The sequence below is a fragment of the Halobacillus andaensis genome, from assembly GCF_014636475.1.
Taxonomy (GTDB): Bacteria; Bacillota; Bacilli; order Bacillales; family Halobacillaceae; genus Halobacillus_A; species Halobacillus_A andaensis.
Map to the genome: position 1 here is coordinate 1,398,337 of NZ_BMEL01000001.1, position 25,038 is coordinate 1,423,374.

The window sequence follows — 25,038 nt, forward strand, 5'->3', positions numbered from 1 at the left end:
TCATCAACTAGATAATTATATCACATCGATCAACCGCCAATGCGAAAAAATTTATATTGAATATTAGGGGTGTACGCTGTAGAATCCGTGTATTTCCAATAGCGCTGCCGACTGTTGGTCGTATGCGCATTTACTAATGGTTCTCCCTGACTGTCTTTATTCACCACAATCGTCGTGTGATCGAAACGGCCGTCACCTTGAAAGTCATAGCAAATAATATCTCCTGGCGAAAGCTGGTGGGCTTCTGCGGCTTCGCTTGCGGCAAGGCCTTTTCTTGCTCCACTTAAATACCAGCGCAATGAATGAGCAACGGACCAGCTATAGCTCCAATTGTTATTCTTACTTCCATACCACCATCCCTTGCCACGATTCGGCTGTCCCCACATCGGTGCGCCTCCAGCTCGTAAGCATTGCGAAATGTAATTTGTACAATCCACATCAAAATGTTTGTAAGCTGGATTATAGCTATCCCACCATTCTTCTGCATAACGAACGGCCTCTCTGCGATTATAATGAAACGGGGCTCGATCCTCTTCACTTTTTTCTATAAATTGTGGAGTTAAGTGTGTTTTATGGGGAGAAAGAAGTTTTTCTGTCAATGTCGTTTGCTCGATCAATTCTCCCGCTTCTATATGCGCTCGACATGGATAGACACCCTCTTCTAAATAGGATTTACGTCCATCTTTAATATATAGATGAATGGAAACAAGATAATCAAAGGATTGGGCTCTATCATATGTAATTCGATGGTACGGGCGTATCGAAAACGTAGCCCTTTTCAGCATCTGACCTCGTTCCACGATCCCTTGCACTTTACGCTGCAGCCACACTTCCTCGTCCTGTGTCAGTAAACGATTGATGATATCCTCCCAATACATTTGAATTGTATTCATTGCCTATCCCCTCCTGTTCTATCACTATATGAACAAGTAAAGAAAACCATACAAAAAAACTCCCTAAACATAGGGAGTTATCCTTTGACCTTCATCCTTTGACGATAGGATTCAAGCTCTAATAATTGTCTTTTGCGATCTAAACCACCTGCATACCCAACTAGCTTTCCATTACTTCCAATCACTCGGTGACAAGGCACAACGATGGAAAATGGATTCTTATTGATCGCCCCACCTACAGCTCGAACAGATTGAGAAGCCTGGAGCGCCATGGCAATGTCTTTATAAGATTTAGTCTCACCCAGAGGGATATGCTCGATTAGAGCCCTCCATACGCTTTTTTGAAAAGGGGTCCCATAACAAATTAGAGGGAGAGTAAACGTTTCTCGTTCTCTTGCAAAATATTCATGAAGCTCCTTGGCAGCTTGCTTCACATACTCATGTTCAGGCTGATGTGTAAATGAGCTTCTGAGCAGATGTTTTTTTGTCCATGTGTGATAAAAAGAATGTAGTTCTTCAAATCGTCCATAGTCCACTCGCAAAATTCCTTCATCCGTGGCTAAGATCGTTAAATCTCCGACGGGTGTATCCATCACATCGTAATAGATCATGGATTGATTGCTCATATAAAACCCCTCTAACTAACAGTTTTTTCTATTATACAAAACCTATTATATTCTGAAAAGGGAGATTTGCTTATCTTTCTTCAAATTGAAGACCTTTTTTCATTTCATATAAAACCTGTTCATTATCTTCCTTTTCAATCGCTTGTTCTATCGCTTGAAAACACACCGGGGTCCCAATTTTCCCGAGAGAATAAGCAACAGTTCCTCGAATAACCGGACGAGGGTCCTTTTCCATGAGACGGACTAATTCGTCAATTGCTGATTCTTCACGGTAATGACCAAGGGCAAGAATCGCATTACGCTGAATCGGCTTTTTCCCCCGCCAAGATCCTGAGATGGAACCAAACTTCTCTTTAAATTCACGGTTGCTTACCGATAAAAGAGGAATCAATTGCGGCTTCGCAACCTCTGGATCTGGTTCAAATTCTTCGTGATTGTGAAAGTCTTTCTTTTTATTTTTAGGACAAACGGTCTGACACGTGTCACATCCGTATAAACGGTTCCCTATCTTCGTGCGGAACTCTTCAGGCAGAAAATCCTTTGTCTGTGTTAAAAAGGCAATACAGCGCTGGGCATTTAACTGCCCGCCTTGTACTAGAGCATCTGTAGGGCATGTATCCACACAAATATTACAATCGCCACAGCTGTCATCTACAGGTTCATCTGGAGCAAACGGTATATTCGTAACGATTTCTCCTAAATAAACATAGGATCCAAATTCCGGAGTAATAATCGCACAATTCTTTCCACTAAAGCCGATACCCGCTCGTTCAGCAACTGCACGGTCGGATAGCTCTCCGGTATCGACCATCGATTTTAATTCGACTTCAGGAACGTGCTGCTTTAAAAATGCTCCCAGCTGATTCAGCTTATCTCTCAATACATCGTGGTAGTCACGCCCCCAAGAGGCACGCGCAAATACTCCCCGGCGCTCTCCCTTCTTACTTTTAGGAGCATTCTCCATTTTAGAAGGGTAAGCTAGCGCAATTGAAATGATCGATTGAGCTTCAGGAAGCAAACGGTCAGGTTCTGCCCGTTCCTCCGGTGAACCTTTTTCAAAACCAGATTGATAGCCAAGGGCTTGCTGTCGTTGAAGTCTCGCTTTTAGTTCACCAAATACGTCCGCAGAGGCAAACCCTATCTTATCGATACCGATTTCCTTGCTGTAAGCGATCACTTCGTCTTTAAATTGATGATAATCCACCTTGACTACCTCCTTTCTAATCTATCGAATATCATTCACCTTTGCCGTGCGAATACGGTTTAAGGCTGCAGCGATTTCAAATCGGCGCGGTCTTGCTAACTCTCCAGGGTGCTGGTCCTTAAACGGAGCAAACGAAGCCAGCCCTTCCTTATTAAATTGATTTTCAATTTGATCAAGAAGCTGAGATAAAGGCTGTTGTTTACCCAGCACGCCTTTTTTAGATAAATGCATGAGTAAGTCTGCAATCATCCTCGTTTGTGAGGCATCAACTAACTGCTCGACTCCATCTAAATCTATTTCAGTCGATCCCATAAGAATCATTGTTCTTCCTTTAGCTTGGACTTTTTCTTTCTTACCTTTTCGAGCTTGAATCGATTGAGGCAGAAAGTGACGAGACGGTAACCGGCCAAATCCTTCCTCAATCATTTGACGCTTACTCGGATATTTTTCAGCAATTTCCTTTGCTCGATTGGTCACATTATAAGGTACGTACTGATCCATCATAATGACGTCATCGGCTTCTGAGAAATAATCTCCGGATCCCCCCATGACTAACACAGTAGACACATCTAGTTCATCTCTTAAGCTTTTAATTTTATCAATAAACGGGGTAATCGGTTCTTTCTCACGTACCACTAATTCCTGCATACGCTCGTCACGGATCATAAAGTTGGTGGCACTCGTATCTTCATCGATCAGTAAAGACTGCGCTCCAGCTTCAACGGCCTCAATGACATTAGCCGCCTGAGAAGTACTGCCACTCGCATTCTCAGTAGAAAATTGGGTCGTATCCGCTCCACGAGGCAGATTTTTAATAAATGGAGAGATATCCACGTTTGTTACCTGGCGCCCGTCTTCCGCACGAACTTTAACAGCCGACGGATCGGTTAAAACAAACTCACGTCCATCCCCCTTAATATGAGGATAAACCCCACGCTCAATAGCATTCAACAGGGTACTTTTACCATGATAACCCCCTCCGACAATTAACACAATGCCCTTAGAGAGGCCCATTCCTGTTAAAGGCTCATCGCGATGAGGAACGTCAATCGATACTCGATTTGCTTCTGGACTGCTGAACGGAATCGCATCCTTCATTGGACGATCACTTACTCCGCTGGCTCTCGGCAAAATGGAGTCATCTGCGATGAAAGAGATTAGATTGTCCTCTTTCATTTTAGTTAAAATCGCATCATGCTGATCAGCCAGCTCAACAAACTCCCAAATCTCCTTATCTTTGATCGCCAAGATTGAATCTTTGATAAGATTAGGCACGACAGTGAAGAACAGTTTATCTGCCTCTTTCCCATTAATTCGACGACCATTGGCAGGCAGCCCTACCGTCAAACAAACCGTAATTTGATCATCGTCTACGCTGACAGCGGTGCGTTCCAAAATCTCTTGCTTCGGTCGATCAATTGAAACCATTCCGCTTTTTCCAGATCCCCGTACATTCGGCCGGCTTTTCTCAAGGACTTCTGCCACTTTACGAGCCAATACATCCTCCGTATACGTCTGTCTGCTCTTTGTCTCTTTCCACTGAGGGTCCACTTTCTTTATCTTCTGAGGAATTTGCACACGAATTTTAGAAGGAGCCGCAAACGGATCTCCCTGCACATAATCCACCTTTAACTGATAGGAAGAGAACGAATAGCTTCCTTGAATTTGTTTATACCCTTTGTAGCTTTTGCCATCAATTTGTTGTAGTACATTTTTTAGTCGATTCATCTTAGTCTCTCCTTTCTCTCTCTTATTGGTGTATCCGTTTATCATCAATAAAAAACGCAATGCCTCGTTTTTTTAAACAAGACACTGCGTTGGTTCACGTAGTTAGTTAAAATAATAATTTCAATGGAGCGGGTGAAGGGAATCGAACCCTCGTCATCAGCTTGGAAGGCTGAGGTTTTACCATTAAACTACACCCGCATATATAAACTTTCATTAGCCTCGTTCTTTCATGCCTCTTCCTCTAAAAGCTTATTCGAAGAAGTTTATCCGTCGAGGCAACTCGCAGATGATTCGGTAGAAGCTCAGCTCGTGGCTGAGGTTTTACCATTAAACTACACCCGCATTTAAGTTGTCAGACCTTTTTGAAAGGACAGTTATAATTATAACAACCACTTCATAAGGTGACAACCGATTTTTGCACTTTTTTCTACAAAATTCGCTAAGACTTCGATTACGTTTCTAAATACAAGAAATACAATACAATAAATGTAATGATGATAATCATCAACGTCGATACTAGCGTCACTTGTGCTTTAGAAGGTAGAAACGTTTCTTCGTTCATAATTTTCCTCTTCCTATGAAAATAAGCAAAAGTAGACATAATAATGATGACAAATCCTAAAATACATGCAAAAACACCTAAAGCAATACTGATGATGTCAACCGTTAGATTGCGCTCTACACCTATCGTGAAATGAAGGCTCGTATTCAAAAAGCCGATCCCGACAATTGCAATCACGGTTCGTACCCAGGCTAAATACGTTCGTTCATTTGCTAAATGCTGCTGGGCATATTTTATTTGATTATTCGTATTTTTCATAGATCCACCATACTTTAATGAAAAATTTAAACACTTCTAAACGACATTCTTCTATAATCCTACAATACTCTATAAGTATAACCCCAAAACACTCGCCATTAAACCATAAAAAAACCTGCTGTAAGCGATAAATGCTTCAGCAGGTTTTGCAATTATACCACTTTTTTCTTTTTCTCTTCTTCAAAGTTAAGATTTTCCCAAGTTTCTGTTCCACTAATTCCTAGTCTGCTAGGTTCAAACACAGGGTCTTTATTTGCTTTTCGCTGTTCCATGTAATCAGAAAGAACATGAAACACGATCTTACTGAGCCTAATCACCGCATACATATTAATCACGGTCATAAGACCCATGAAGACATCGGCTAGTGCCCAAACAAGGTCAAGACTGGCTACGGCACCAAACATGACCATCCCTAATGTGGCCAAGCGATAAATGAAAATGGCCTTAGGATTATTGCGGATAAATTCTATATTCTTTTCACCATAATAATAGCTTCCTGCAATCGAACTAAAGGCAAACAGGAAAATGGCTATAGTGATGAATATACTTGCCCAGCCACCAATTTGCGTCGCCAGCGAATCCTGCAAAAGCGTAATACCCGCTTCATTTCCAAACTCAACAATATCTGAAACTAAAATAATAAACGCTGTAGCTGTACACACAACAAGCGTATCAAGAAACACACCTGCGGCTTGAATAAACCCTTGCTTCACTGGGTGCGAGACGTGTGAAGAAGCAGCGGCATTAGGTGCACTACCCATACCAGCTTCGTTAGAAAATAAACCACGGTTAACACCTTGCATAATAGCAGCACCGATCCCCCCGCCAATGACCTGTTCAAAACCAAATGCATTGGAGACAATAAATCCTATTACTTCAGGGAGCGCTGTAATATTCATAGCCACTACGACTAGCGCAATTAATATATAAATACCTGCCATAATCGGAACGACCACACTAGAGAAATTTGCAATACGGTGTACTCCACCGAATATAACAACAGCTGAAATAATGACTAAACCAATCCCCACTGCAGCAGTTGGAATATTAAAGCTTGAATTAACTGACTCGGCAATTGTATTACTTTGAACTGAATTAAAGATGAGTCCGAAGGTTACTGCGATAAATAACGCAAAAACTACCCCTACCCATCTTTGCTTCAATCCCTTTTCAATATAATAAGCGGGTCCGCCTCTAAATGCATCTTTTCCATCGCGAACTTTGTAAACTTGTGCAAGCGTACATTCAAAAAACGCTGTAGCTCCACCTACAAGAGCTACAATCCACATCCAAAAAATCGCGCCGGGTCCGCCCATAGTTAATGCTACGGCAACCCCGGCAAGGTTACCAGTCCCTATCCTTGTAGCGGCACCTATACAAAAAGATTTAAAAGCCGATATTTCTTTTCCATTCTTTCCAGGCGTCTTTTCAAATAAAACACGAAATGTTTCCTTGAAATATCTAAACTGAACAAAACGAGAGAAGATTGTAAAAAATATTCCCGCCCCTAATAATACAGGGATTGTTAAGTATGTAGACAGAATCCCGTTAATCTGTCCAATGAATTCCATAATCTGATTCATTTTTCCACTCCTTGGTAATTAGTCGAATTATTCAGAATATTACTTCTATAGACTATCATGTTACATAGAACCTAACAACTATATTGTCAGATTTTTTTACAAAATAACGAATTAAGTCACATTATGAGGTTTTTCAATATAACAAACATGTCTATCTAACAAAAAAATCGCTATAAATAGCGATTCCCGTTGGTTTTATTAATTTTCGTAGTACCGGTGGGCAGTAATTTCCTTTACACCCACTTTCAATATTAATTGCAGGTCATCTTTATTCACCTTATATTTTATATCCACTTTAGTACTTCCATCATCAAGGTCTTGTACAACAATTTTTGCAATAAAACGACTAACTATTTGATTAATTTGCTTTCTATCAAAAGTTTTAAGGAATTCAATATCCAACTCAAAAGGAGATCATGGGTTATTACATCTAATAATTGCGTCTAACTTTAAATTTTGAGGGCTAGTTATTAGGAATGGGATTAAAATGAACTCTCCTATTAACTACTTCTGTTACTATTCGGGTATTGCTCCTCGTTACACTCTTTTCTAGAACTATAAAATAATTTAACTTCCGCACCTACCTATATACAATACATAAAATAAGTTGAAAGCTAAAAAGAAGGAGGACAATCATGTATTCAAATCAACAATATTATGTTCCATATTATAATGATTTTTATCGGACGGTGCCTGATACTCAACTTTTAAATGATATACAAAAAGCAATTAATGCCGAGTATAGTGCTGTTGCTTGTTACGAGAAATTAGCAAAAATGTCACCAACACAAGATGAAAGGAACAAAATACTTGAAATACAAAAAGATGAAAAACGACACCTTGAAGAATTCAGTAAAATTTTCACAAATTTAACAGGGAGACAGCCATCTTATCAAATCATAGAAGAATGTCCAGACAATTATAGAGCAGGCATTGAATTTGCCTTTAAAGATGAACAAGAGGCTGTAGATTTTTATTTAGATACCTCAGATAAAGCACAGGATTTTACAATTAAAGATAGATTTCGACGTGCAGCATCAGATGAACAAAATCACGCTGTATGGTTTTTGTTTTTTTTTCGAAAAATCCAAATGTAACGTACACCCAAAGGCAAGTTGAAGACTATGGTGCTAAAGGGGCTTTAAACGCTTCTTCGTTATCCTTACCTCAAATGTTGACTTATGCCCTTCAGGACGAGTTTTTGGCCCAGGCAAGATATAATAACATTATCCAAACCTTTGGGAACATACGAACATTTGTACAGATTAGAGAAGCTGAAATGAGACATATAAGTGCATTATCACCGCTTTTCGAACGTTATCAAGTACCATTCCCTAATGATATTTCTCAATCTTTTGTTACAACTCCAGATAATTTAAAGGCTGCATATGCTTCAGGCGTTCAAGGAGAAATAGATAACATATCTATGTACGAAAGATTTTTATCACTAAACATCCCTAATGATGTAAAAACTGTCTTTTCTCAACTACGTAATGCCTCTTTAAACCATTTAGCAGCATTTGAAAGAGGGCTTGCTAGAAATTAATTTCATTAACATGTTAGGGGGCGACTACGTCGTCCCAGTTACTTTTAATTACTCTAGTTCAGCGGAATAAATTATTAATTACCAATTGGAGAATAAACATATCTCTAAATGTTTCAACATACATGTTACCATTGGGTGCCAGTACTAATCAGCTTTCTTCTAGTAATTAATGACTTTCTTAAGGAACTGAATTTACCCGCTCTTGTATAAACAAAGCAAACGGAGAAGCACGTGATATAAGCGCTTCTCCGTTTTGAATTTATAGTTTTCTAATACTTGACTTCTTTTTTGCAACCAGTTTATTCACTGGACTAGCTTTATCATGAGCCTCGCGCAAATCTTGACCTGTAATATTTAAGTATCGCTTAGTCATATCTATACTTTCATGTCCCATTAGTTTTTGTCGTAAAGAGAAAGCATTCCCCTTATTTCTCAAATACATGATTGTAAAGGCATGTCTTAAGTCATATGGTCTTATTTTGAAGTACAACATAAACCTATCATTGATACACCAATCATAAAAAGCACGTGCTGATAAGTGCTCTAGGACACCCTTCTTAGTTACTTCAACCATTCCCCATACATCAAGGTTCTTTTTATAAAAGTGCTAAATATGGTTAGAATAGCCTTTCAGAGTAGCCTCACTAATAATGTGCCTTTTTCCATAAAAGAAAGTCATCCATCGCCTTATGCTAAGTGATAGCTATTTTTTCTGTTTTAAAATTTGACCAGGTATATCTTTCAAAACTTCTGGTATGCTGCTTCTTGGTTTTCTCATTCTTCTGTCTAACATAATAAAAAAATCCCCCGTTTCAATTCAACGAAAGATAAGATGTATTAGCAAAGGTCGTGTCGCCCTCACGGATTTCCATTTAGGGCGACACGGCCCTCCCAAATTGACACCGTTTTTGAACATAAAAAAATCGCTATAAAAAGCGATTTCCGTTGTCGTTTCTGAATATTCAGTACCGGTGGTCGGGGTCGAACCGACACTCCGTAAGGAACACGATTTTGAGTCGAGTTTTAAATGTTTTTAATCAGTTATCTGCTGTGAAATACCGTGATATTAACGTTATTCATCAATAGATTGTGGCTTAGTCAAAAATACTTCATACGATTAGTGAACTACTCACATTGTACCGTTAAGTACCCTTAAAATCAATTAATTTACAGTAACCTTTTTACTTAACGACAAAATAGGGGATTAACTTAGCCATTATTTCTGCATCAGGCCTATATTCTTTAGCAACATATTTTCTATCTTCATTTGTTCGATTAAATTCTGCAACTAAATAATCGGATACTTCTAAGACCCTTCCTATATCTCGGTTAGTCATTCTTAAGATACCTTCATTTCTTAAACGTATGATGAACATTATCATACCCCGTATTTTTTCTTCTTCAGAAACATAGAAAACATCAAACCTTTTAAATATATCTCCTACATTATCCGGAATCAGTAAAGGAACATTTGCATGTGTTTTTCCCTTTTTTATGGAACTAACATTTGATGGAGTTACTTCATAATATTCAGCAAGTTGGGCCTGACTTAATTTTAGTACATCTTTTTCTATTAAATCTAAAATATATTTAATATTACCTACCCTAATTTGATCATCAGTATAAGAATTAACATGGTATTTATGTATTATTTCGTTAATGTTTTCAGGTAATAAAGGATCTATATCCGTATAGTGTTCACTATTAACAATCTGCCATACGGTTGACTGGTTTAGTAATAGAAGGTTTGAAATATCTACTAAACTCATCTGTAAAACACCTTTTTCAACTAAAAATGAAAGATATTTCACATATCCAATAGCTTCTTTTTCAGTAGGCTTAACACCGCCAGGCATTATATTTGTTAACATTACTCCACTAGCCCGATATTTTTCAATTAAATCCCTTTCAATACTTAAGGCTTCATCTTCAGTAATACCTTCCTCTACAATCCTGACCTTCCACTCATATTCAGCTTTTATTTTTTCACATTCAGGATTACGTACATCTTTCCATGCACGATTTCCTTTCCCTTTACCTACATAGAAAACTTCATTACTTTCTTCAATATAATACTCATAAACGTAGTATTCTTTATAATTATTAATTAAATCTGATTCAGTATTTTGGATAGCTTCTAGTTCTGTATTTATAATATTTTCTTCATTAATATCAGACAATTTGATCCCCCTCAATCACTATGCCTTTTTCCAGTATTATACCATTTCCAAGAATGAACCCCCTACATTTATTTGTAAGGGGTTAAATTAACATGAAAATTACTTAGTTCTTTACTAATTATACTTTTATCAATACTATAAGCTTCAGGTTTCACTTCCTTACCCTTTCCACTGGTAAGTAGTGCATACTGTTCTAACATGGTTTCATCATAATAAAATCCGTAGTCATGAAAAGTATCATGTAGCACCTGATCAGTATTAACCAAAGCTGAGTAAGATGCACCTAAACTATTAACCTTTTTCATATACTGTTGCTTAAGGTTCATTAGTTCATCATGTATTTCTTCAGACTGATCTGCAACTGCATTTGTATAGCGATCTTTCAGGGACTGCAATTCCCCTAAAATTTTCAACACATCTTCTTTTTTATATTCTTCAAGCTTATCAAGTTCTGCACCTGCTTCATGTACTGCTTCCCTTAAACTTGTTAATTCCTTTTCAATTGCATCAAATTCTTTCTTTGGCAAAATGTCTGTATGATGCTTTTTAAGTGCCTGATTATATTCACTATCATAAAAATCCTTAAATACGATATCAGCCTTATCAAATTCAGTCTGCATCATTGCAATATGTTTATCATAAGCAGTTTGAACCTTTTTCAGTTCTTCCTTCAAACCTTCTACTTTTCTAATAGTTTTGTTTTCTGGCACGGCTGCAGGTGCTTCCTTCGGATAACTTTTACCTTGTCCGAACAGTTTTAAAATAAAGCTTTTAATAAATTTCATATAGTAATTTAACAATGTCTTAAACCCCTTTGAGATATTAAAAGAAGGTACTAAAGTTAGCACCTCTTTCCTTTATCGCTTCCAATATGCTTGTCGTATATCTTCTCTTGTAACGTCTATACCTTTTGTATTATTAAAAGGATTAGAAACAAGATCAAGGTATTCTTCAGAACGATTTGCATAAATCATCTTTTTAACACCTGCATCAACTCTTAAATTTTCTGTAAGCACCCTGTACCGTGCAGTAGTAGTTATTACTTTCTGTGCATCGTTAATTGCCTGAAGATATTCTTCTTTAGCTTTCAGTAGTTTCTGTCTTTGAGTAGCTTTGTTAGTTCGATCAGCTTTGTAGTATCCATGATTAAGTTCCTCAATCTTACTAAGCAGGTGCTTCAGTTCATCCTGTTTTAGTGCAGTTACATCCCGTATTTTCGCTTCTATTATCTGCAAGGTGCTATGCATATCTTGCAAGGCTTGTTTTTCAGCATTATAAGTTTCTAGTGTTACATTATCTAGCACATAGCTTTTATATAATTGTTTTACTTCTGCATCCTTCTCTTGAATATCCTGAAGAAGATCAGCCTGTTCTTTCTTTGCCTTTTGTTCAGCTTCTTCATATGTTCCCTTTACCTTGTCCACTTCTTCAAATAGTTCTCTTAACTGTATAATTACTTTCGCAGTACGTGCCATTATTCAGTATCCCCTTTGTTATCTGTTTCTTCAGTATTAGTAGTTCTAGTTTTATCTTTAACTTCAGCAGTGACTTCTTCTGCAAGTTGTTCAGCAGTCTATTCAATACCTAAAGTTGTTTCTACTGCTTCAGCATATTCCTTCATCTTTTAAAAAATCTGTAAGATAACATTAACTGCACTGATACTTTTTGCAGTAGCTTCTGCATAGCTTTACTTCCAGTAGCTTAAGCATTCAAGCTTATATCAAATGTTTTCATCAAGTTAATCATCAAATCATTCCGCATCTTTATCTTCTTTTCCTTGTGGCGTTAATCGCTGAATAAGTACCGCTTTTTTATCTTCTAAGCTTTTCTCACTTCCACGTTTTTCATGTTCAGGTACTATACCTAACTCTTTCATTCGTGCTTGCTTTTCTGCTTCTACTACATACTCAAACGATTCCATAAACAAACTTATTTCTTTAGCACCTGCTTTTTCACTGGTTGCAAGTTTCATTATCTTTTTCTTTACCTGCTGCCATGCTTCACTTTCATCATCAGTAACAATTGTTTCCCCTAAAGCAGTTAGATAGCTTGAAAAAACTTTATCATCTTTCCACTGGTAAAAGGTCTTGGTACTAATACCTTCCCTTTTGCAAAAGTCTGTAATGCTTATCCCTTCCTGATGCCTTGCAATTACAAAACGTTTAGCCTTTTCAGCTTGTTCTTTACTTATTCCATACGGAATAGATATTTCTTTTTTATCTGCCATCCTTAACCAATCCTTTCATTTAACTGTAATAGTCTGCTTATATTCTCGATCCACACAGATTTTTGGAGTCCATATATTAATCATTCTCTGTACTTCATTTCTGTATAAACCGGTGGCCAATATGCGTTTTATAATAGCCATAACCCTATTAACTTTTATATTTTTTTGACTAAGTTCTATTTCTAAATCCTTAAGATCAGTTAATAATTTCGCCTTTCCTTGCTTTGCTTTATTAGCAATTGCATCAAAATGATGCTTATTGTTTTCATTTATATAACGATATTTATAAACAAATTCTTTTTCTTTAATCAGTTCATAACCTTCAGAAACCAACAAAAGTAATATAGGAATCTTATTCTTATAATTTCCTGTTTCAACTGTGCTTTTGATGTAATGAAGATCAATTATTAGTTGTTTCATGTTACCGTACCTCCTGCCATTCCTTTCTTTGTTTCTTCATTGTTTTAGCTTCAAATAGTTCTGACAATAACTTGATATATTCGGCAGTAATGCCTTCATGTTTAAATACTTCTCTTACTTTTCTTTCTGTTTCTTCATGAATTGGAATAGTACCGGCTTCTATCTTACTAATAAGTGACTGATCAACCTGTACCCTTTTGGCTAGTTCAGATTGGTTTAGTTCGGCCAATTGGCGACAATGCTTTAATAGTTGAATATTCATTTTCAATAAATCCCCCCCTGATTTTCATAAAATATGATCTGAAGATAATAAAAAAGGCTGCCGGCTAAGTACCGACAACCCTTAAACAACCTGTGTACTAATTACAGACACTAAGTTATAAAACGAATATCATGTTGGAAGTAAACAGTTGATTACTTTTCCTTACTAATAGGTGCAGCTTTAGAAGGGAAAGTCAGACAAAAGATTGAAAATGTGTATCTGATTCAACAAAAATAATTCCACACCGAAAAATCAAATAGCACTAAAATTTGGTACGTGTATTTTCAACAGGCTAACCCCACGAATCCAGACCCCCCGTCCCCCCATGTACCCCCCTTATTTCATGGTGGAACTGCTGAAGGTTTTGAAGATTAATATTCAATGATCTGTTCAGGTGAAGGAACGCTGAAAAGGAAAGAAAAATAAAAAGAAATTAAAATAAAAATGTTTTGTTTTCAGAACACGAAATTATTTATATGTAATTGTTTAGGGGAACACGTAATTATTCTACGTAACAATGCAAGCTGAAGAAGATCAGTTATAACAATATGTTCGTGTTCCTATATGGAATATGAACTCTAATAGTACTGTAAATAGTACGCTGAATAGTATGTATATATGTACTGTATGTGACTGCATGAAAGATACTGTACAGGCCGTTATATATTACTCAATACTTACTAGGTCAAACTGATATAAAGGAACAGGCACGGCCTTTTAAAACAGGCCTACACCCTTTAAAAAATAGACCACCTACCCCCTTAAAAAAAAGAAGGGTACACCCGTTAAAAAATTACAGGTATACCCCCGTCAACATGCTAGACGGTATTAAGGACAAATTAACTATAACACTACCCACCTTTTTTATGGAAGCCATTTCACTTCCCTTTATAATTCAAAATCCACTCTACCTTCCGAATGTATGAAAATACTATAAAAACACACATTCAAAATTATGTATTTATTGACTTTGCAAGCTTTCAAGCGTATCCTTGTAGCATATCAAAAAAAACATACATTCAAAACATTGATTTTACTGTGCTGAAAGGATGCTGGAATATTGAACAAGAACCCCAATCCAATAAAGAATGTGCAACCAATCAGAGATAGAAAACTAATAGAAGATATGAAATGGTCACTGAAAAGGCACTGTTCAGATCGAGATTACATACTTTTCCTGATTGGTATTAACACCGGTTTACGTGTTGGTGATATGTTAAAACTTAAAGTGAAAGATGTTATGAAGAAGAAAGTGGTGAAGGTTAAAGAAGGGAAAACCAATAAATTCAGGGAAATAAACCTTACGAATATTTACCCTGAAATTCAATCATATCTTGATGTTAATTCTTCTGAATGGTTGTTTCCTAGTCGTAAAGGCGATAAACCGATAAGTACCACGCAAGCATATAGACAGTTAAAAAAGGCCGGTGAAATGGCTGATATTCCTGAAGGTATAGGGACTCATACCATGCGTAAAACGTTTGGGTACTGGTACTATAAAAGAACTCATGACATATTTATACTACAAGCAATACTTAACCATTCCAATATAGCAGTAACTAAAAAGTATATTGGTATCACACAGGAAGAAATGAACGATAGCTTAATCGACTTTGTACTCTAAATGAACTGGTCTAGTGGCCGGTTCTTTTTTATATTACAAAAAAATAAATAGCCCTACGTTTTCTTTTTCATACGCAGGGCATTAAGCTTGTTAGTTCTTACAAATTATAACTATTCATTATAAATTAAGTGCTGTTTTAGATCGAGGTATCTCCTGTAATAGTCTATGGTTAGATTTCAGTGTATCTATAATCTCACTCTCATCTATACCTAATTCTTTAAATAATAATACACTTGAAAGGGTTTTTAGAATAGATGTAGCATAAAACAATTCCACTCCTGAATACTTTTTCATGTCCTTTTTCTCATCATAGTGGGTTAAAAAGTTTCTTGTATTGACCAGTTTAAAAACAAAGTTCTTTGCATTTTTGGTACTGTTAAATAAAAGAATTCTGGTTTCCTCTGATATTCTCTCCTTTGTTATATCCGTTAAGCGTTTATTAAGAGTGTACTCATTTAGATGGCTAATTTTCTTATTAATAGTATTTAGAACATCCTCCTCTAGAGTATCCTTTAAGAGTTCATTAACCAATGAGATGTATTCATCTTTCTTTTCATCATCAAATAATTTACCATAACCTAATGCACGATGATAAACTTCTAAAGTCTGAACCGCATTAAGTAACTTTGTTTCTAAATCAGCTTTTTTATTGAAAATATCGCTGAAATGTAGATTATATACATTCTTTAATAAAGGTTCTTTCTGAAACCAATTGTTAAATATATCTTTTATGCTGTCTTTTAGCTGAAGATTTGTAAACATCATTTTATGTGAATTTAGTTTTTCATTAATTTCCACATTACGTTGACTTAAATATAAATGATATTTCTTAGTTCTTTTCATTTCTGGGGAGTCTTCCCCAATAAAAGAATCTTTTTCTTCTTCTCCTTCAAAAATTACCTGTTCTAGATGCATAGCTTCACCTATTAATAAAGTCATTAGTCTATTTAGGCTAAATATTTTATGTTCAAACCATTTATAATTCTGCCAACCTTCAGGGACTAACTTAATTCCTTCCTTATAATTAAAACTTTTATTCTCATTTCTTTTGTTTGTAGTATTAAATATAAAATTGTTCTTAATTTCAGCATTTATGCTTTCTACATAATAAGATGTTACTTCTGGGGTAATGTAAGTGCTTGAATAATTTAATAGCTTACCATCTTTATCATTAATTAATTCAGTATGAAACGGACTACTTTGAAACCATTCGGTTAAATAAGTGCCATATAAAGTTACTGACTTAAATTTAAACTCCTCTAAATCTGTAAAGTGATCACCTACAATAAATGAAGGAATCAGTAACTTTTGATGTGGAATCCCCGGCATATTTTGCGTTTCATTTAAAGTGAAAGTATTAATTAGTGTTACTTTTTCCCCTTTCACTGTTATTCCATGAATATACTGTTCATTTACCTTATCATCACTTAAGGGACCAAAATCATGAAAAACACCTAATGTTTCAAGATAAAAGTTTTGTCCTTCCGAATATAGGTTTCCACTTACTTCCTGATTTTCATTACCCGGTAACCACCAGTGACCTTGCACACTAAAATCTTCTAACATTGTAGTGTCTGTAATCTTATTGTTTCTGTTCAATAGATAACCCCACCTTTAGTTCAATTTACTACATAAGTAATATTCTCTAAATCAGCGAAAATACCTTCCAACAATTACATATTTTTTGAACATTTATGCTTACGCCTTCTCGAACAAGTTCTCGAAGAAACTACAGTAATTAATACTGAATATGTTTACTATGTTCAGGGGTGGTTTAATCATTTAATTGGGAAGCTTGTCTTCCCCTGCTGAACGTATAGTGAAGCAGTATAATTAATTGTACAGTTATTATATATTTCTCTTTAAGGGATTAAGCTGTAAAGATTGTTATATCAACGTTTGTTAAGAATTTGTGCAGGAATTAAAATGCAGTACTGTCTGATTTCAGTCCTTCTGTTGTTTAAGGGTTGTAAAAACCTAACGGAAGGATGATTTGTGTGAATATTTATGTTGTAGACAGCATTATGGGGAGTGGAAAAACTTCATGGTCTATTCAGTATATGAAGCAGGCAGATAAGGAAAAGAATTTCATCTATATTACCCCTTTCCTAAACGAAGTTAAAAGAGTTAAAAATGCAGTAACCGGCCGCAATTTTATCGAACCTGAAAACAAAGGAAAGGGAAAATTAGACAACTTTAAGAAGCTAATTATGAATGAAAGGGATATAGTAAGTACCCATGCATTATTCAGGTCAGCAGACAAAGATGTGATAGACCTTTTAAAAGCCAGCAACTATACACTTATTCTGGATGAAGTAATGGATGTGGTTGAACAGTTTCCTTTAGATAGAGACGATTTTAAACTACTAATTGATTCAGGCATGGTTTCTGTAGATGAAATCTCCGGTGTAGTTCAGTGGAATGACACAAGTACTTATCAACAAACAAAGTATAACGAAATTAAAACTCTATCGAAAAGTGAGAACCTAATCTTTTATGAAAACTCGATTCTCTTTTGGTCTTTTCCTATATCAGTATTTCAAGCTTTTACAAATGTCTATGTAATGACCTATTTATTTGAAGCACAGCAGCAAAAGTACTATTTCGATATGAATGAAATTGAATATGAAGTGAAGGGTGTTTCTAGAGACTCACATGGTTATTACTCTTTAGTAAGTCATAATGAAAAGAATCTTGAAAATAGGCAATGGCTAAAATCATTAATAAACATATATGATGGGAAATTAAATAATATTGGAGAAGAAAGAAATGCACTATCTGTAAGTTGGTTTAGAAGGGATAATAACAAAACACTAATTGACAAACTAAAGAAGAATATCTATACGTATTTCAGGAGACATGCTAAAACTTCTTCTAGATTTAACTTGTGGACTTGCTTTAAAGATGATAAGCCAAAACTAAAAGGGAATGGTTATGCAGGGTCTTCCAAAAACGTGTGCTTTATTGAACATAATGCACGTGCAACAAATGACTTTAAACATAAGCAGTCCCTGGCATATGTAGTTAATAAGTTTATGCACCCTTACGAGAAGAAGTTTTTTATATCTAGAGGTGTGACTGTAAATGAAGATACGTATGCTTTGTCTACACTTTTACAATGGATATGGCGTTCCCAAATAAGAGAAGGAAATCCTATAAATCTATATATCCCTAGCAAAAGAATGAGAAGACTCCTTGAAGAATATCTGGATAACAACAAAGAAAAAGACTAGCTATTAATACAGCAGCTAGTCTTTTCTTTCTTCCTTGCTTTCTTTTTGTTCTTTTGATTTAACTGTAGAGGTGCGATCAAAAACTTTAGCAAGAGAAAATTCAGTCCGTGATGATATATCATCAAAGCTGATTATTCGCCTTTTCTTTTCTTTCATTACTATACCCCCAATAATAAAGTTATACTATCCGTTAACCTCTTTATTCTGTTCAAGAAAATCAATACCCCTTAATGTAATATTCTTCAAAAGGGATATTTATCCTTTATATTTTAAAATTAAAATTATTTTTTAAAAAAAGTCTGTTTTTCTCTTGCTAGTTGTTTAAGGGGTGTAAATACCAATAATACAAAAGGTGGAGATTAAGATGAAAAAAAAATTGAACATGGAAACACAAGAAGGAAGTAAGTTAATTAAGGAATTGACAGTTAAGGTTTTCCAGCAAATTACGGAGAAGGAAGTTATGGAACTAAGAAAGATATTTGAAGTAGATTCCTGTAAGTATCAGCAGCTTATAAAACTAAAATATATAGGCCCATTAGGTCTTTTAAGCTTAAACTATGTGATAACAAAGGAGGTAGAAGCTGTATTGTATGAATTTATAAATGAGATCTTACATAAAGTGCCTGTATCAGGAAGCAATAATTATTTAAAACTAGAAATCCAGTAATTTATAAAGCTTTTTCAGTTACTCGACTTAATAGGTAAAGGAGAAAAAATAATCTATATACCAAGTATCGTCTTGGGACTTTAAAGTGCTAACGATACCATTACTTTATTACTATGGAGTTTTTTTGGTAAACTGTAAATTGATAAAATCACTAGTAATAAAAGGGGGGGGAATTGGCTATTAATTTGATAACTATTAGTATTCAAGAGAATTACGAAATTGACGAATGGCGATATGCATCAGGTGTAAAAAACATTACTCCTCCCCCTATTAAGTTCATAGGAATAGATTGACCAATTTTTAATGCTTTCACCATTGCTTTACATTACAGAAGAAATTAAATATTACTCACTAATTAACTTCAATGTGTTTTTAAAATACATAACCCAATTTACTTATATACATACAAACTGTGTTTAGCCTTACTAAAAAAAATCCGGGTAAGAAAACGTCTGTTTCTCTTCTTTAGTTATATTAAAAAGGTAAGCATCTAAAAAGAGGTGTTTTAAATTCATATCTTTACTTATACATACTGCAGAAGGAAATGATAACTTATTGCACAGATTATTATAAAATGTCTCTCCCAATAAATGTTCTCCAGTATATAGGTAAGTATAAATCTTTTCAAACTCATATTCGTATGTATGGAAGGTTAAATTTATTTCTTTAATAATCATTTCTTGAAGCCCATCTTTAATTTCACTGATTAATGACTTTAAATACGTTCTATAATTTTCTACAATTTCCTTACAAAAGCCTTCGTAATTCATACCATTAATTCTAACTTTTAAAAGGTTGTATAAGTAGGTTATTAAAGAGGCATAACCATCCTTACTTCCAAACCTTTTTTTATTTTCCTCAAAGAGTATCTTTAAATCTTCTAAAGAATCCCCTGCAGTTTGAATAGCCCTAGATTTATAGTAACTTAGGTGGTCTTTCTTTATTAAACTTGCCTTTTCTTTTAATTGTTCTAATAACCTATAGCGTTTCTCAGAATACTTGTTTAAATCACTTATATTAATACCTAAAGAATTCGTTTTATCTCTGTCAGGTAAATTACTATATAATGATACCGCAAAATCATTCTCTATACCTTTATAAACCCAACTAGCATAAAACTTTTCCCCATCTTCACTTATTACTCCGTCTAAACTTTTTAAATTAACAGGATGGGTACTAAAAACTGCACGTAAGTGTTTGAAATAAATGTCATCACTTAATTTATTATGGTTAAATATTTCCTTACTTCCTTTCAATGGATATGGCTTTTTAGGGTCTAATACTCTATATAATTGGATTATGGATTCTACCATTACATCAATTGTAATTATATATTGCATTAAGTTAATTGTGTCTTTGTGATTATATCCGAACCCATTTGATTTAAGTTCAATTGTCGGTAACCCTTCAGCTGCAGTATTTATCCAGTCCATAGCAGAACATAAAACATTCCAATGATTCTTACCTTCTTTGTTACTTAATTGGTTATAAAAGAAAGATTCTTCATTTATTAATTCCCTGAATTCATCTATTAAGTAACTATCTAAATCTATTTTTTTACACATAAAAGTCTGTCCTCCTATTAGTCTTCTCCTAAAGGAAGTGTCCCCCTTTCTTTTTGATATTCATAGGTTTGAAATAGAAAACCTACAATAGTTTTAGCAGAATTTACTGTTAAAATTGCATGATGCTTTGAAGGAGTTCTCTTTACAACATGCCCATCACCACTCATATTTCTAATTTCATTTAGGCCGTTTACCACTTTATTCAATCCTGTTATAACATTTTTTAAAGGTTCTTCAAGTTTTTCGTTACTAGCATCTAAATTTAATACATTGCGGACATTTTTGAATAGTGAAGGTAACTTTTGATTATCTCCCTCTAAACTGTTAAATCCATTTATGACTAATATTTCCTTACATACACCTTCAATAAGCGACCGTGCTGAAGTTATAGCCCCAGAGTAATCTTCTTTTTGTATCCTATCATCACAGTTTTGAAAATCTTGAAGTATACGGTCAAAAGTTAACTCGGCTGGAATAGTGCATTCAATTTTCATCATCTCTACTTCATACATGTTATCTTCCAAAAAATTTATATAGTCATTAAACAAATAGGTTATAAAATTTAAATGGTCTTCATTCCAATTTTCACTAGCCATGTCCAAGCAAAATTCCTCAATAGTTCTATTTGATAAAATTAAAGCTGGTGCTTCCTTACCTCTCTCTTCATCTATCTTCTTGATTATTCGCCTGACTTCTCTAAATTCTTCATCTGTGATATAGCGATTATAGTTCATTTCCCTAGGATTCACTTCTGAAAAAATATCGTATGTTGATTTTAAGCTTTGCTTAAAAGATTCTAATAAATCCACTGTATTATTTCTCACTTACTACCCCATCCTTATGTATATCTTTTATCTCAAATTATACCAGTTTTCGCCAGTCCTTTTGAAATATAATTAAGAATTTTACAGGGGTTATTGTTTTTGCCAACATGGGTTGAGAAATTTGGAAAATGGCTTGGTGCAAAAAATCGACTACCTACAGGAAAATAAAGTGAGAATTTACTTGTAAGGAAGTAGACGATTTTTGCAATTGCACAACATGGTATATCGAATTTTGGTTTCCGTATTGTATGCACCTTATTTAATCGCTGGATTTCCCCACACAAACCTACTATTTCAGATGCCCCTGATAGTTTCCCAACTGGTACTTATGGCTTGTCCTACTGCAACCGTAATTGCAACATCCTTCCACGCCTAGCACTAACGTAGCTTTCACGTAGTCTATTCACACAGAAATAAGGAACTGCTAACGTGAATAACGCTGAACTTATTGCAGTGGCTTCAGCTTACCTCTCAAGGTTTGATTTACTTGCTATTATTAGGCTTTCCAGCAAGTGAATAACCAACTGTCCTATCTAAAAAAGACAATAGGAAACTAAACCTTGCAGATATCAATTTTTTTGATAAAATGAAGGTAATTGAAAATGCTGGTTAAACAGCTATTCAGTTATAGTTTAATTTTTAAAATTAGTCACCTTCTGCAAAAGGTGGCTTTCTTTTTGTTTAGTGATATCTTTTATTTAAGACCTTAACAGGTGAAAATTTCTTATGACTGTCTCTTACATCAGTGCCAAATAAATTTACATATGTTTTAACAATCTCCATACTTGTATGGCCTAAGATTGCTTGTAGTTCAAAAATATTCGCCCCCTGCTGTACGCTTAATTTAGCGAATGTATGCCTAAATGTGTGACAGCTGCACCTTACCCCTTTTAACTCTGCTAACTTCCCGTAGCGTTCTACTCTTTGCATTATTCCACGCCTGGTTAATGGTGTCTCGTCAATTGTTATAAATAACTCTTCGCAATTAACTGAACCACGTAACTTTAAGTATTTTTCTAACTGATTCTTCATTTCACTCTGTATAGGTACTAATCTCTCTCTATAACTCTTTGCATTTCGTACACAGATTAAATTATCTTCCCACCGTATATCTCTAAGGGTAAGTCCAGTGAGTTCACTGACCCGTATTCCAGTCTCTAAGAAAAGCATCATGATCGTATAATCACGATATCCTATAAACGTTCTTAAATCAGGCTGCCTAAACAACTTATTTAATTGTTCTTTCGAGAATGTTGGTATTACAGCTTTCCTATCTTTTAAAAGCTTAATATTAGCCATAGGATTTTTAGGTATATGTTTATGCCGGTACAAAAAATTAAAGAAAGCACGTAATGCCCGTAAACGAGTATTGATAGTGACCACCTTTAACCCTTTATATTTTTTCATATACATAATGACATTCTCTTTAATTTGTTCTTCAGTAATGTTTATTGGCTTAAGTTTTGTTAAATCGAATCCTTGTTCAGATAAATAACTAAGGTATGCTGAAATTTCATTACGGTAATACCTTATGGTATAAGGCCTTAAGTTGCGTAACTCACAGTCCTTTTCGAACAGTTCTATAGCACTTTTAAAACTTTCCACATACGATTGCTTATTATGTTGAACAAAGGATAGTTCAGAATCATTTAAAGCGTTCCTACGCCTAGCCAATACTGATACACCCCCTTAATTGAACACGATTTAGTTCACACGATCAGAAGGTATTTAATAAAGACTAAAACGATTTTTAAACACAAAAAAACCGTTCTCCACAATGTGAAAAACGGTTGATATTACGGTATATTCACTTAATATAACTGATAATCTAAAGTACCGGTGGTCGGGGTCGAACCGACACTCCGTAAGGAACACGATTTTGAGTCGTGCGCGTCTGCCAATTCCGCCACACCGGCATTTCATGGAGGCGGCAACCGGAATCGAACCGGTGATAAAGGAGTTGCAGTCCTCTGCCTTACCGCTTGGCTATGCCGCCATTGAAATAAAGAATTTAATAGATTATATTCATTTATTATATATGTGATGCAATATATTCTGGAGCGGGAGACGGGATTCGAACCCGCGACCCCCACCTTGGCAAGGTGGTGTTCTACCACTGAACTACTCCCGCAGTATAAAATGGCTGGGCTAGCTGGATTCGAACCAGCGCATGACGGTACCAAAAACCGTTGCCTTACCGCTTGGCTATAGCCCATTAATTAACTAGATAAAAAAATGGGGCGGCTGATGGGAATCGAACCCACGAATGCCGGAACCACAATCCGGTGCGTTAACCACTTCGCCACAACCGCCACAAAACAAAGCAGGGGTAGTAGGAATCGAACCCACATTGACGGTTTTGGAGACCGTAGTTTTACCATTAAACTATACCCCTATTTGAATGAATTATAAAATTAAATGGTGGAGGGAGTAGGACTCGAACCTACGAACCCGATGGGAGCGGATTTACAGTCCGCCGCGTTTGGCCAACTTCGCTATCCCTCCATGTAATAAAAGCACTTGATGGTGCCGGCCAGAGGACTTGAACCCCCAACCTACTGATTACAAGTCAGTTGCTCTACCAGTTGAGCTAGGCCGGCTAGTCAAAAAAGATGGTGGCTCGGGACGGAATCGAACCGCCGACACACGGATTTTCAGTCCGTTGCTCTACCGACTGAGCTACCGAGCCAAACAATGATTGATCTAGCATATGTAAATGTGTAATCAGTGGCGGTCCGGACGGGACTCGAACCCGCGACCTCCTGCGTGACAGGCAGGCATTCTAACCAACTGAACTACCGGACCGTTATAGAATTATGTTTTAGCTGCGCTAAATTAATTTGGTTGCGGGGGCAGGATTTGAACCTGCGACCTCCGGGTTATGAGCCCGACGAGCTACCGAACTGCTCTACCCCGCGATAATGTAGACATGATGTCTGCTATAATTGTTTCTCTTTCGAGAAGTCGAAATGGTGGAGGATGCAGGGCTCGAACCTGCGACCCCTTGCTTGTAAGGCAAGTGCTCTCCCAGCTGAGCTAATCCTCCATATGAGTGGTGACCCGTACGGGATTCGAACCCGTGTTACCGCCGTGAAAGGGCGGTGTCTTAACCACTTGACCAACGGGCCAGTCGTAAATGTTAAAATGGCGGAGAGCGAGGGATTCGAACCCTCGAAACCGCGTGAACGGTTTACACGAATTCCAATCGTGCTCCTTCGGCCAGCTCGGACAGCTCTCCAGAAGAATGGCTCCACAGGTAGGATTCGAACCTACGACCGATCGGTTAACAGCCGATTGCTCTACCACTGAGCTACTGTGGAATAATGTATAACCTGGCAACGTCCTACTCTCACGGGGATCGACCCGACTACCATCGGCGCTGAAGAGCTTAACTGCTGTGTTCGGCATGGGAACAGGTGTGACCTCTTCGCTGTCGTCACCAGATCTTTTCGGTTTTCTTTTTTGCGGACAAGATATATTATATTGTCCTTTTAAGAAAAATTCAAGGGTTTTTGAAAACTTTTTTCTAAACCCTCAAAACTGGATAAGACCTTTCGGACATCATGTCATCAAACTTTTTCACAAAGGGAAATAGTTAAGTCATCGATTGATTAGTATCCGTCAGCTGCACGTGTC

General features: G+C 36.1%; 23 protein-coding genes, 16 tRNA genes and 1 rRNA gene. 5 read left to right on the forward strand and 35 right to left on the reverse strand.

Annotated features, from left to right (window positions below; all coding sequences use genetic code 11):
* Positions 1-29 precede the first annotated feature (29 nt).
* The 7 genes from IEV27_RS07225 to IEV27_RS07255 all read right to left on the reverse strand — a co-directional run bounded on the left by IEV27_RS07225 (position 30) and on the right by IEV27_RS07255 (position 6,854).
* The gene (locus IEV27_RS07225) at positions 30-893 is read right to left on the reverse strand and encodes an amidase domain-containing protein (RefSeq protein WP_229734867.1); all 864 of its coding nucleotides are present in this window, start codon (positions 891-893) and stop codon (positions 30-32) included.
* 77 nt (positions 894-970) lie between these two features.
* A complete protein-coding gene (locus tag IEV27_RS07230) occupies positions 971-1,519 on the reverse strand; it encodes a methylated-DNA--[protein]-cysteine S-methyltransferase (protein ID WP_188376748.1) in 549 nt (182 codons plus the stop codon).
* Positions 1,520-1,589: 70 nt separating this feature from the next.
* The gene (queG, locus tag IEV27_RS07235) at positions 1,590-2,723 is read right to left on the reverse strand and encodes a tRNA epoxyqueuosine(34) reductase QueG (protein ID WP_188376749.1); all 1,134 of its coding nucleotides are present in this window, start codon (positions 2,721-2,723) and stop codon (positions 1,590-1,592) included.
* Between the two features lie 21 nt (positions 2,724-2,744).
* The gene (locus IEV27_RS07240; RefSeq protein WP_188376750.1) at positions 2,745-4,451 is read right to left on the reverse strand and encodes an ABC-ATPase domain-containing protein; all 1,707 of its coding nucleotides are present in this window, start codon (positions 4,449-4,451) and stop codon (positions 2,745-2,747) included.
* A gap of 124 nt (positions 4,452-4,575) precedes the next feature.
* Positions 4,576-4,649: transfer RNA gene (locus IEV27_RS07245), tRNA-Gly, on the reverse strand.
* 253 nt (positions 4,650-4,902) lie between these two features.
* Complete coding sequence (locus tag IEV27_RS07250; RefSeq protein WP_188376751.1) at positions 4,903-5,271, reverse strand: YidH family protein; 369 nt, start codon at positions 5,269-5,271, stop codon at positions 4,903-4,905.
* Positions 5,272-5,423: 152 nt separating this feature from the next.
* Positions 5,424-6,854 carry an alanine/glycine:cation symporter family protein gene (locus IEV27_RS07255; RefSeq protein ID WP_229734869.1) on the reverse strand — a complete coding sequence of 477 codons (1,431 nt, stop codon included), beginning with the start codon at positions 6,852-6,854 and terminating at the stop codon, positions 5,424-5,426.
* A gap of 635 nt (positions 6,855-7,489) precedes the next feature.
* On the opposite strand from IEV27_RS07255, the gene IEV27_RS19815 reads away from it, so the two are divergent.
* The gene (locus IEV27_RS19815) at positions 7,490-7,951 is read left to right on the forward strand and encodes a ferritin-like domain-containing protein (RefSeq protein WP_229734880.1); all 462 of its coding nucleotides are present in this window, start codon (positions 7,490-7,492) and stop codon (positions 7,949-7,951) included.
* A gap of 104 nt (positions 7,952-8,055) precedes the next feature.
* Positions 8,056-8,400 carry a ferritin-like domain-containing protein gene (locus IEV27_RS19820; protein WP_229734888.1) on the forward strand — a complete coding sequence of 115 codons (345 nt, stop codon included), beginning with the start codon at positions 8,056-8,058 and terminating at the stop codon, positions 8,398-8,400.
* A 259-nt stretch (positions 8,401-8,659) separates the two neighbouring features.
* Here the strand turns inward: IEV27_RS19820 and IEV27_RS07265 are convergent, their stop codons facing one another.
* The 7 genes from IEV27_RS07265 to IEV27_RS07295 form a co-directional block, all read right to left on the reverse strand.
* Positions 8,660-8,974, reverse strand: coding sequence for a site-specific integrase (locus tag IEV27_RS07265; protein WP_188376752.1), 315 nt, complete (start codon positions 8,972-8,974; stop codon positions 8,660-8,662).
* Between the two features lie 607 nt (positions 8,975-9,581).
* Positions 9,582-10,580, reverse strand: a complete 999-nt coding sequence (locus IEV27_RS07270; protein WP_188376753.1) for a GIY-YIG nuclease family protein — start codon at positions 10,578-10,580, stop codon at positions 9,582-9,584.
* Positions 10,581-10,648: 68 nt separating this feature from the next.
* Positions 10,649-11,380 carry a hypothetical protein gene (locus IEV27_RS07275; RefSeq protein ID WP_188376754.1) on the reverse strand — a complete coding sequence of 244 codons (732 nt, stop codon included), beginning with the start codon at positions 11,378-11,380 and terminating at the stop codon, positions 10,649-10,651.
* Positions 11,381-11,437: 57 nt separating this feature from the next.
* Positions 11,438-12,055: a hypothetical protein gene (locus IEV27_RS07280; RefSeq protein ID WP_188376755.1), complete on the reverse strand. Its 618-nt coding sequence runs from the start codon at positions 12,053-12,055 to the stop codon at positions 11,438-11,440.
* A gap of 275 nt (positions 12,056-12,330) precedes the next feature.
* Complete coding sequence (locus tag IEV27_RS07285; protein WP_188376756.1) at positions 12,331-12,807, reverse strand: phBC6A51 family helix-turn-helix protein; 477 nt, start codon at positions 12,805-12,807, stop codon at positions 12,331-12,333.
* Positions 12,808-12,822: 15 nt separating this feature from the next.
* A complete protein-coding gene (locus IEV27_RS07290) occupies positions 12,823-13,227 on the reverse strand; it encodes a hypothetical protein (RefSeq protein WP_188376757.1) in 405 nt (134 codons plus the stop codon).
* A gap of 1 nt (position 13,228) precedes the next feature.
* Positions 13,229-13,489 carry a helix-turn-helix domain-containing protein gene (locus IEV27_RS07295; protein ID WP_268235638.1) on the reverse strand — a complete coding sequence of 87 codons (261 nt, stop codon included), beginning with the start codon at positions 13,487-13,489 and terminating at the stop codon, positions 13,229-13,231.
* A gap of 1,126 nt (positions 13,490-14,615) precedes the next feature.
* Here IEV27_RS07295 and IEV27_RS07300 point away from each other — a divergent pair.
* Positions 14,616-15,113 carry a tyrosine-type recombinase/integrase gene (locus IEV27_RS07300; RefSeq protein WP_188376848.1) on the forward strand — a complete coding sequence of 166 codons (498 nt, stop codon included), beginning with the start codon at positions 14,616-14,618 and terminating at the stop codon, positions 15,111-15,113.
* Positions 15,114-15,230: 117 nt separating this feature from the next.
* Here the strand turns inward: IEV27_RS07300 and IEV27_RS07305 are convergent, their stop codons facing one another.
* Complete coding sequence (locus tag IEV27_RS07305; RefSeq protein WP_188376759.1) at positions 15,231-16,712, reverse strand: ApeA N-terminal domain 1-containing protein; 1,482 nt, start codon at positions 16,710-16,712, stop codon at positions 15,231-15,233.
* 398 nt (positions 16,713-17,110) lie between these two features.
* On the opposite strand from IEV27_RS07305, the gene IEV27_RS07310 reads away from it, so the two are divergent.
* Positions 17,111-18,346 (forward strand): YonV family putative phage-derived protein, encoded by a 1,236-nt coding sequence (locus tag IEV27_RS07310; protein WP_188376760.1) that lies wholly within the window; start codon positions 17,111-17,113, stop codon positions 18,344-18,346.
* A 15-nt stretch (positions 18,347-18,361) separates the two neighbouring features.
* On the opposite strand, the gene IEV27_RS07315 is transcribed toward IEV27_RS07310, so the two are convergent.
* Positions 18,362-18,502: a hypothetical protein gene (locus IEV27_RS07315; protein WP_188376761.1), complete on the reverse strand. Its 141-nt coding sequence runs from the start codon at positions 18,500-18,502 to the stop codon at positions 18,362-18,364.
* A gap of 208 nt (positions 18,503-18,710) precedes the next feature.
* Here IEV27_RS07315 and IEV27_RS07320 point away from each other — a divergent pair, with 208 nt between their 5' ends.
* On the forward strand, positions 18,711-19,013 hold the full coding sequence (locus IEV27_RS07320) for a hypothetical protein (protein WP_188376762.1): 303 nt from the start codon (positions 18,711-18,713) through the stop codon (positions 19,011-19,013).
* A 425-nt stretch (positions 19,014-19,438) separates the two neighbouring features.
* Here the strand turns inward: IEV27_RS07320 and IEV27_RS07325 are convergent, their stop codons facing one another.
* The 19 genes from IEV27_RS07325 to rrf form a co-directional block, all read right to left on the reverse strand.
* The gene (locus IEV27_RS07325; protein WP_188376763.1) at positions 19,439-20,578 is read right to left on the reverse strand and encodes a hypothetical protein; all 1,140 of its coding nucleotides are present in this window, start codon (positions 20,576-20,578) and stop codon (positions 19,439-19,441) included.
* Positions 20,579-20,595: 17 nt separating this feature from the next.
* Positions 20,596-21,402, reverse strand: a complete 807-nt coding sequence (locus IEV27_RS07330; RefSeq protein ID WP_188376764.1) for an abortive infection family protein — start codon at positions 21,400-21,402, stop codon at positions 20,596-20,598.
* Between the two features lie 681 nt (positions 21,403-22,083).
* Positions 22,084-23,076 carry a tyrosine-type recombinase/integrase gene (locus IEV27_RS07335; RefSeq protein ID WP_188376765.1) on the reverse strand — a complete coding sequence of 331 codons (993 nt, stop codon included), beginning with the start codon at positions 23,074-23,076 and terminating at the stop codon, positions 22,084-22,086.
* A 160-nt stretch (positions 23,077-23,236) separates the two neighbouring features.
* A tRNA-Leu gene (locus IEV27_RS07340) sits at positions 23,237-23,318 on the reverse strand.
* 6 nt (positions 23,319-23,324) lie between these two features.
* A tRNA-Cys gene (locus tag IEV27_RS07345) sits at positions 23,325-23,398 on the reverse strand.
* Between the two features lie 60 nt (positions 23,399-23,458).
* A tRNA-Gly gene (locus IEV27_RS07350) sits at positions 23,459-23,533 on the reverse strand.
* Between the two features lie 9 nt (positions 23,534-23,542).
* A tRNA-Gln gene (locus IEV27_RS07355) sits at positions 23,543-23,617 on the reverse strand.
* A 21-nt stretch (positions 23,618-23,638) separates the two neighbouring features.
* Positions 23,639-23,714: transfer RNA gene (locus tag IEV27_RS07360), tRNA-His, on the reverse strand.
* Positions 23,715-23,726: 12 nt separating this feature from the next.
* Positions 23,727-23,797 (reverse strand) — tRNA-Trp (locus tag IEV27_RS07365).
* A 24-nt stretch (positions 23,798-23,821) separates the two neighbouring features.
* Positions 23,822-23,907, reverse strand: a tRNA-Tyr gene (locus tag IEV27_RS07370).
* 19 nt (positions 23,908-23,926) lie between these two features.
* Positions 23,927-24,002, reverse strand: a tRNA-Thr gene (locus tag IEV27_RS07375).
* A 13-nt stretch (positions 24,003-24,015) separates the two neighbouring features.
* Positions 24,016-24,091 (reverse strand) — tRNA-Phe (locus tag IEV27_RS07380).
* Between the two features lie 39 nt (positions 24,092-24,130).
* A tRNA-Asp gene (locus IEV27_RS07385) sits at positions 24,131-24,207 on the reverse strand.
* A 36-nt stretch (positions 24,208-24,243) separates the two neighbouring features.
* Positions 24,244-24,320, reverse strand: a tRNA-Met gene (locus tag IEV27_RS07390).
* Between the two features lie 52 nt (positions 24,321-24,372).
* Positions 24,373-24,448 (reverse strand) — tRNA-Val (locus IEV27_RS07395).
* A 7-nt stretch (positions 24,449-24,455) separates the two neighbouring features.
* A tRNA-Glu gene (locus IEV27_RS07400) sits at positions 24,456-24,530 on the reverse strand.
* A gap of 17 nt (positions 24,531-24,547) precedes the next feature.
* Positions 24,548-24,640, reverse strand: a tRNA-Ser gene (locus IEV27_RS07405).
* A gap of 7 nt (positions 24,641-24,647) precedes the next feature.
* Positions 24,648-24,722, reverse strand: a tRNA-Asn gene (locus IEV27_RS07410).
* A 10-nt stretch (positions 24,723-24,732) separates the two neighbouring features.
* Positions 24,733-24,846 (reverse strand): 5S ribosomal RNA (gene rrf / locus IEV27_RS07415).
* Between the last annotated feature and the right edge of the window lie 192 nt (positions 24,847-25,038).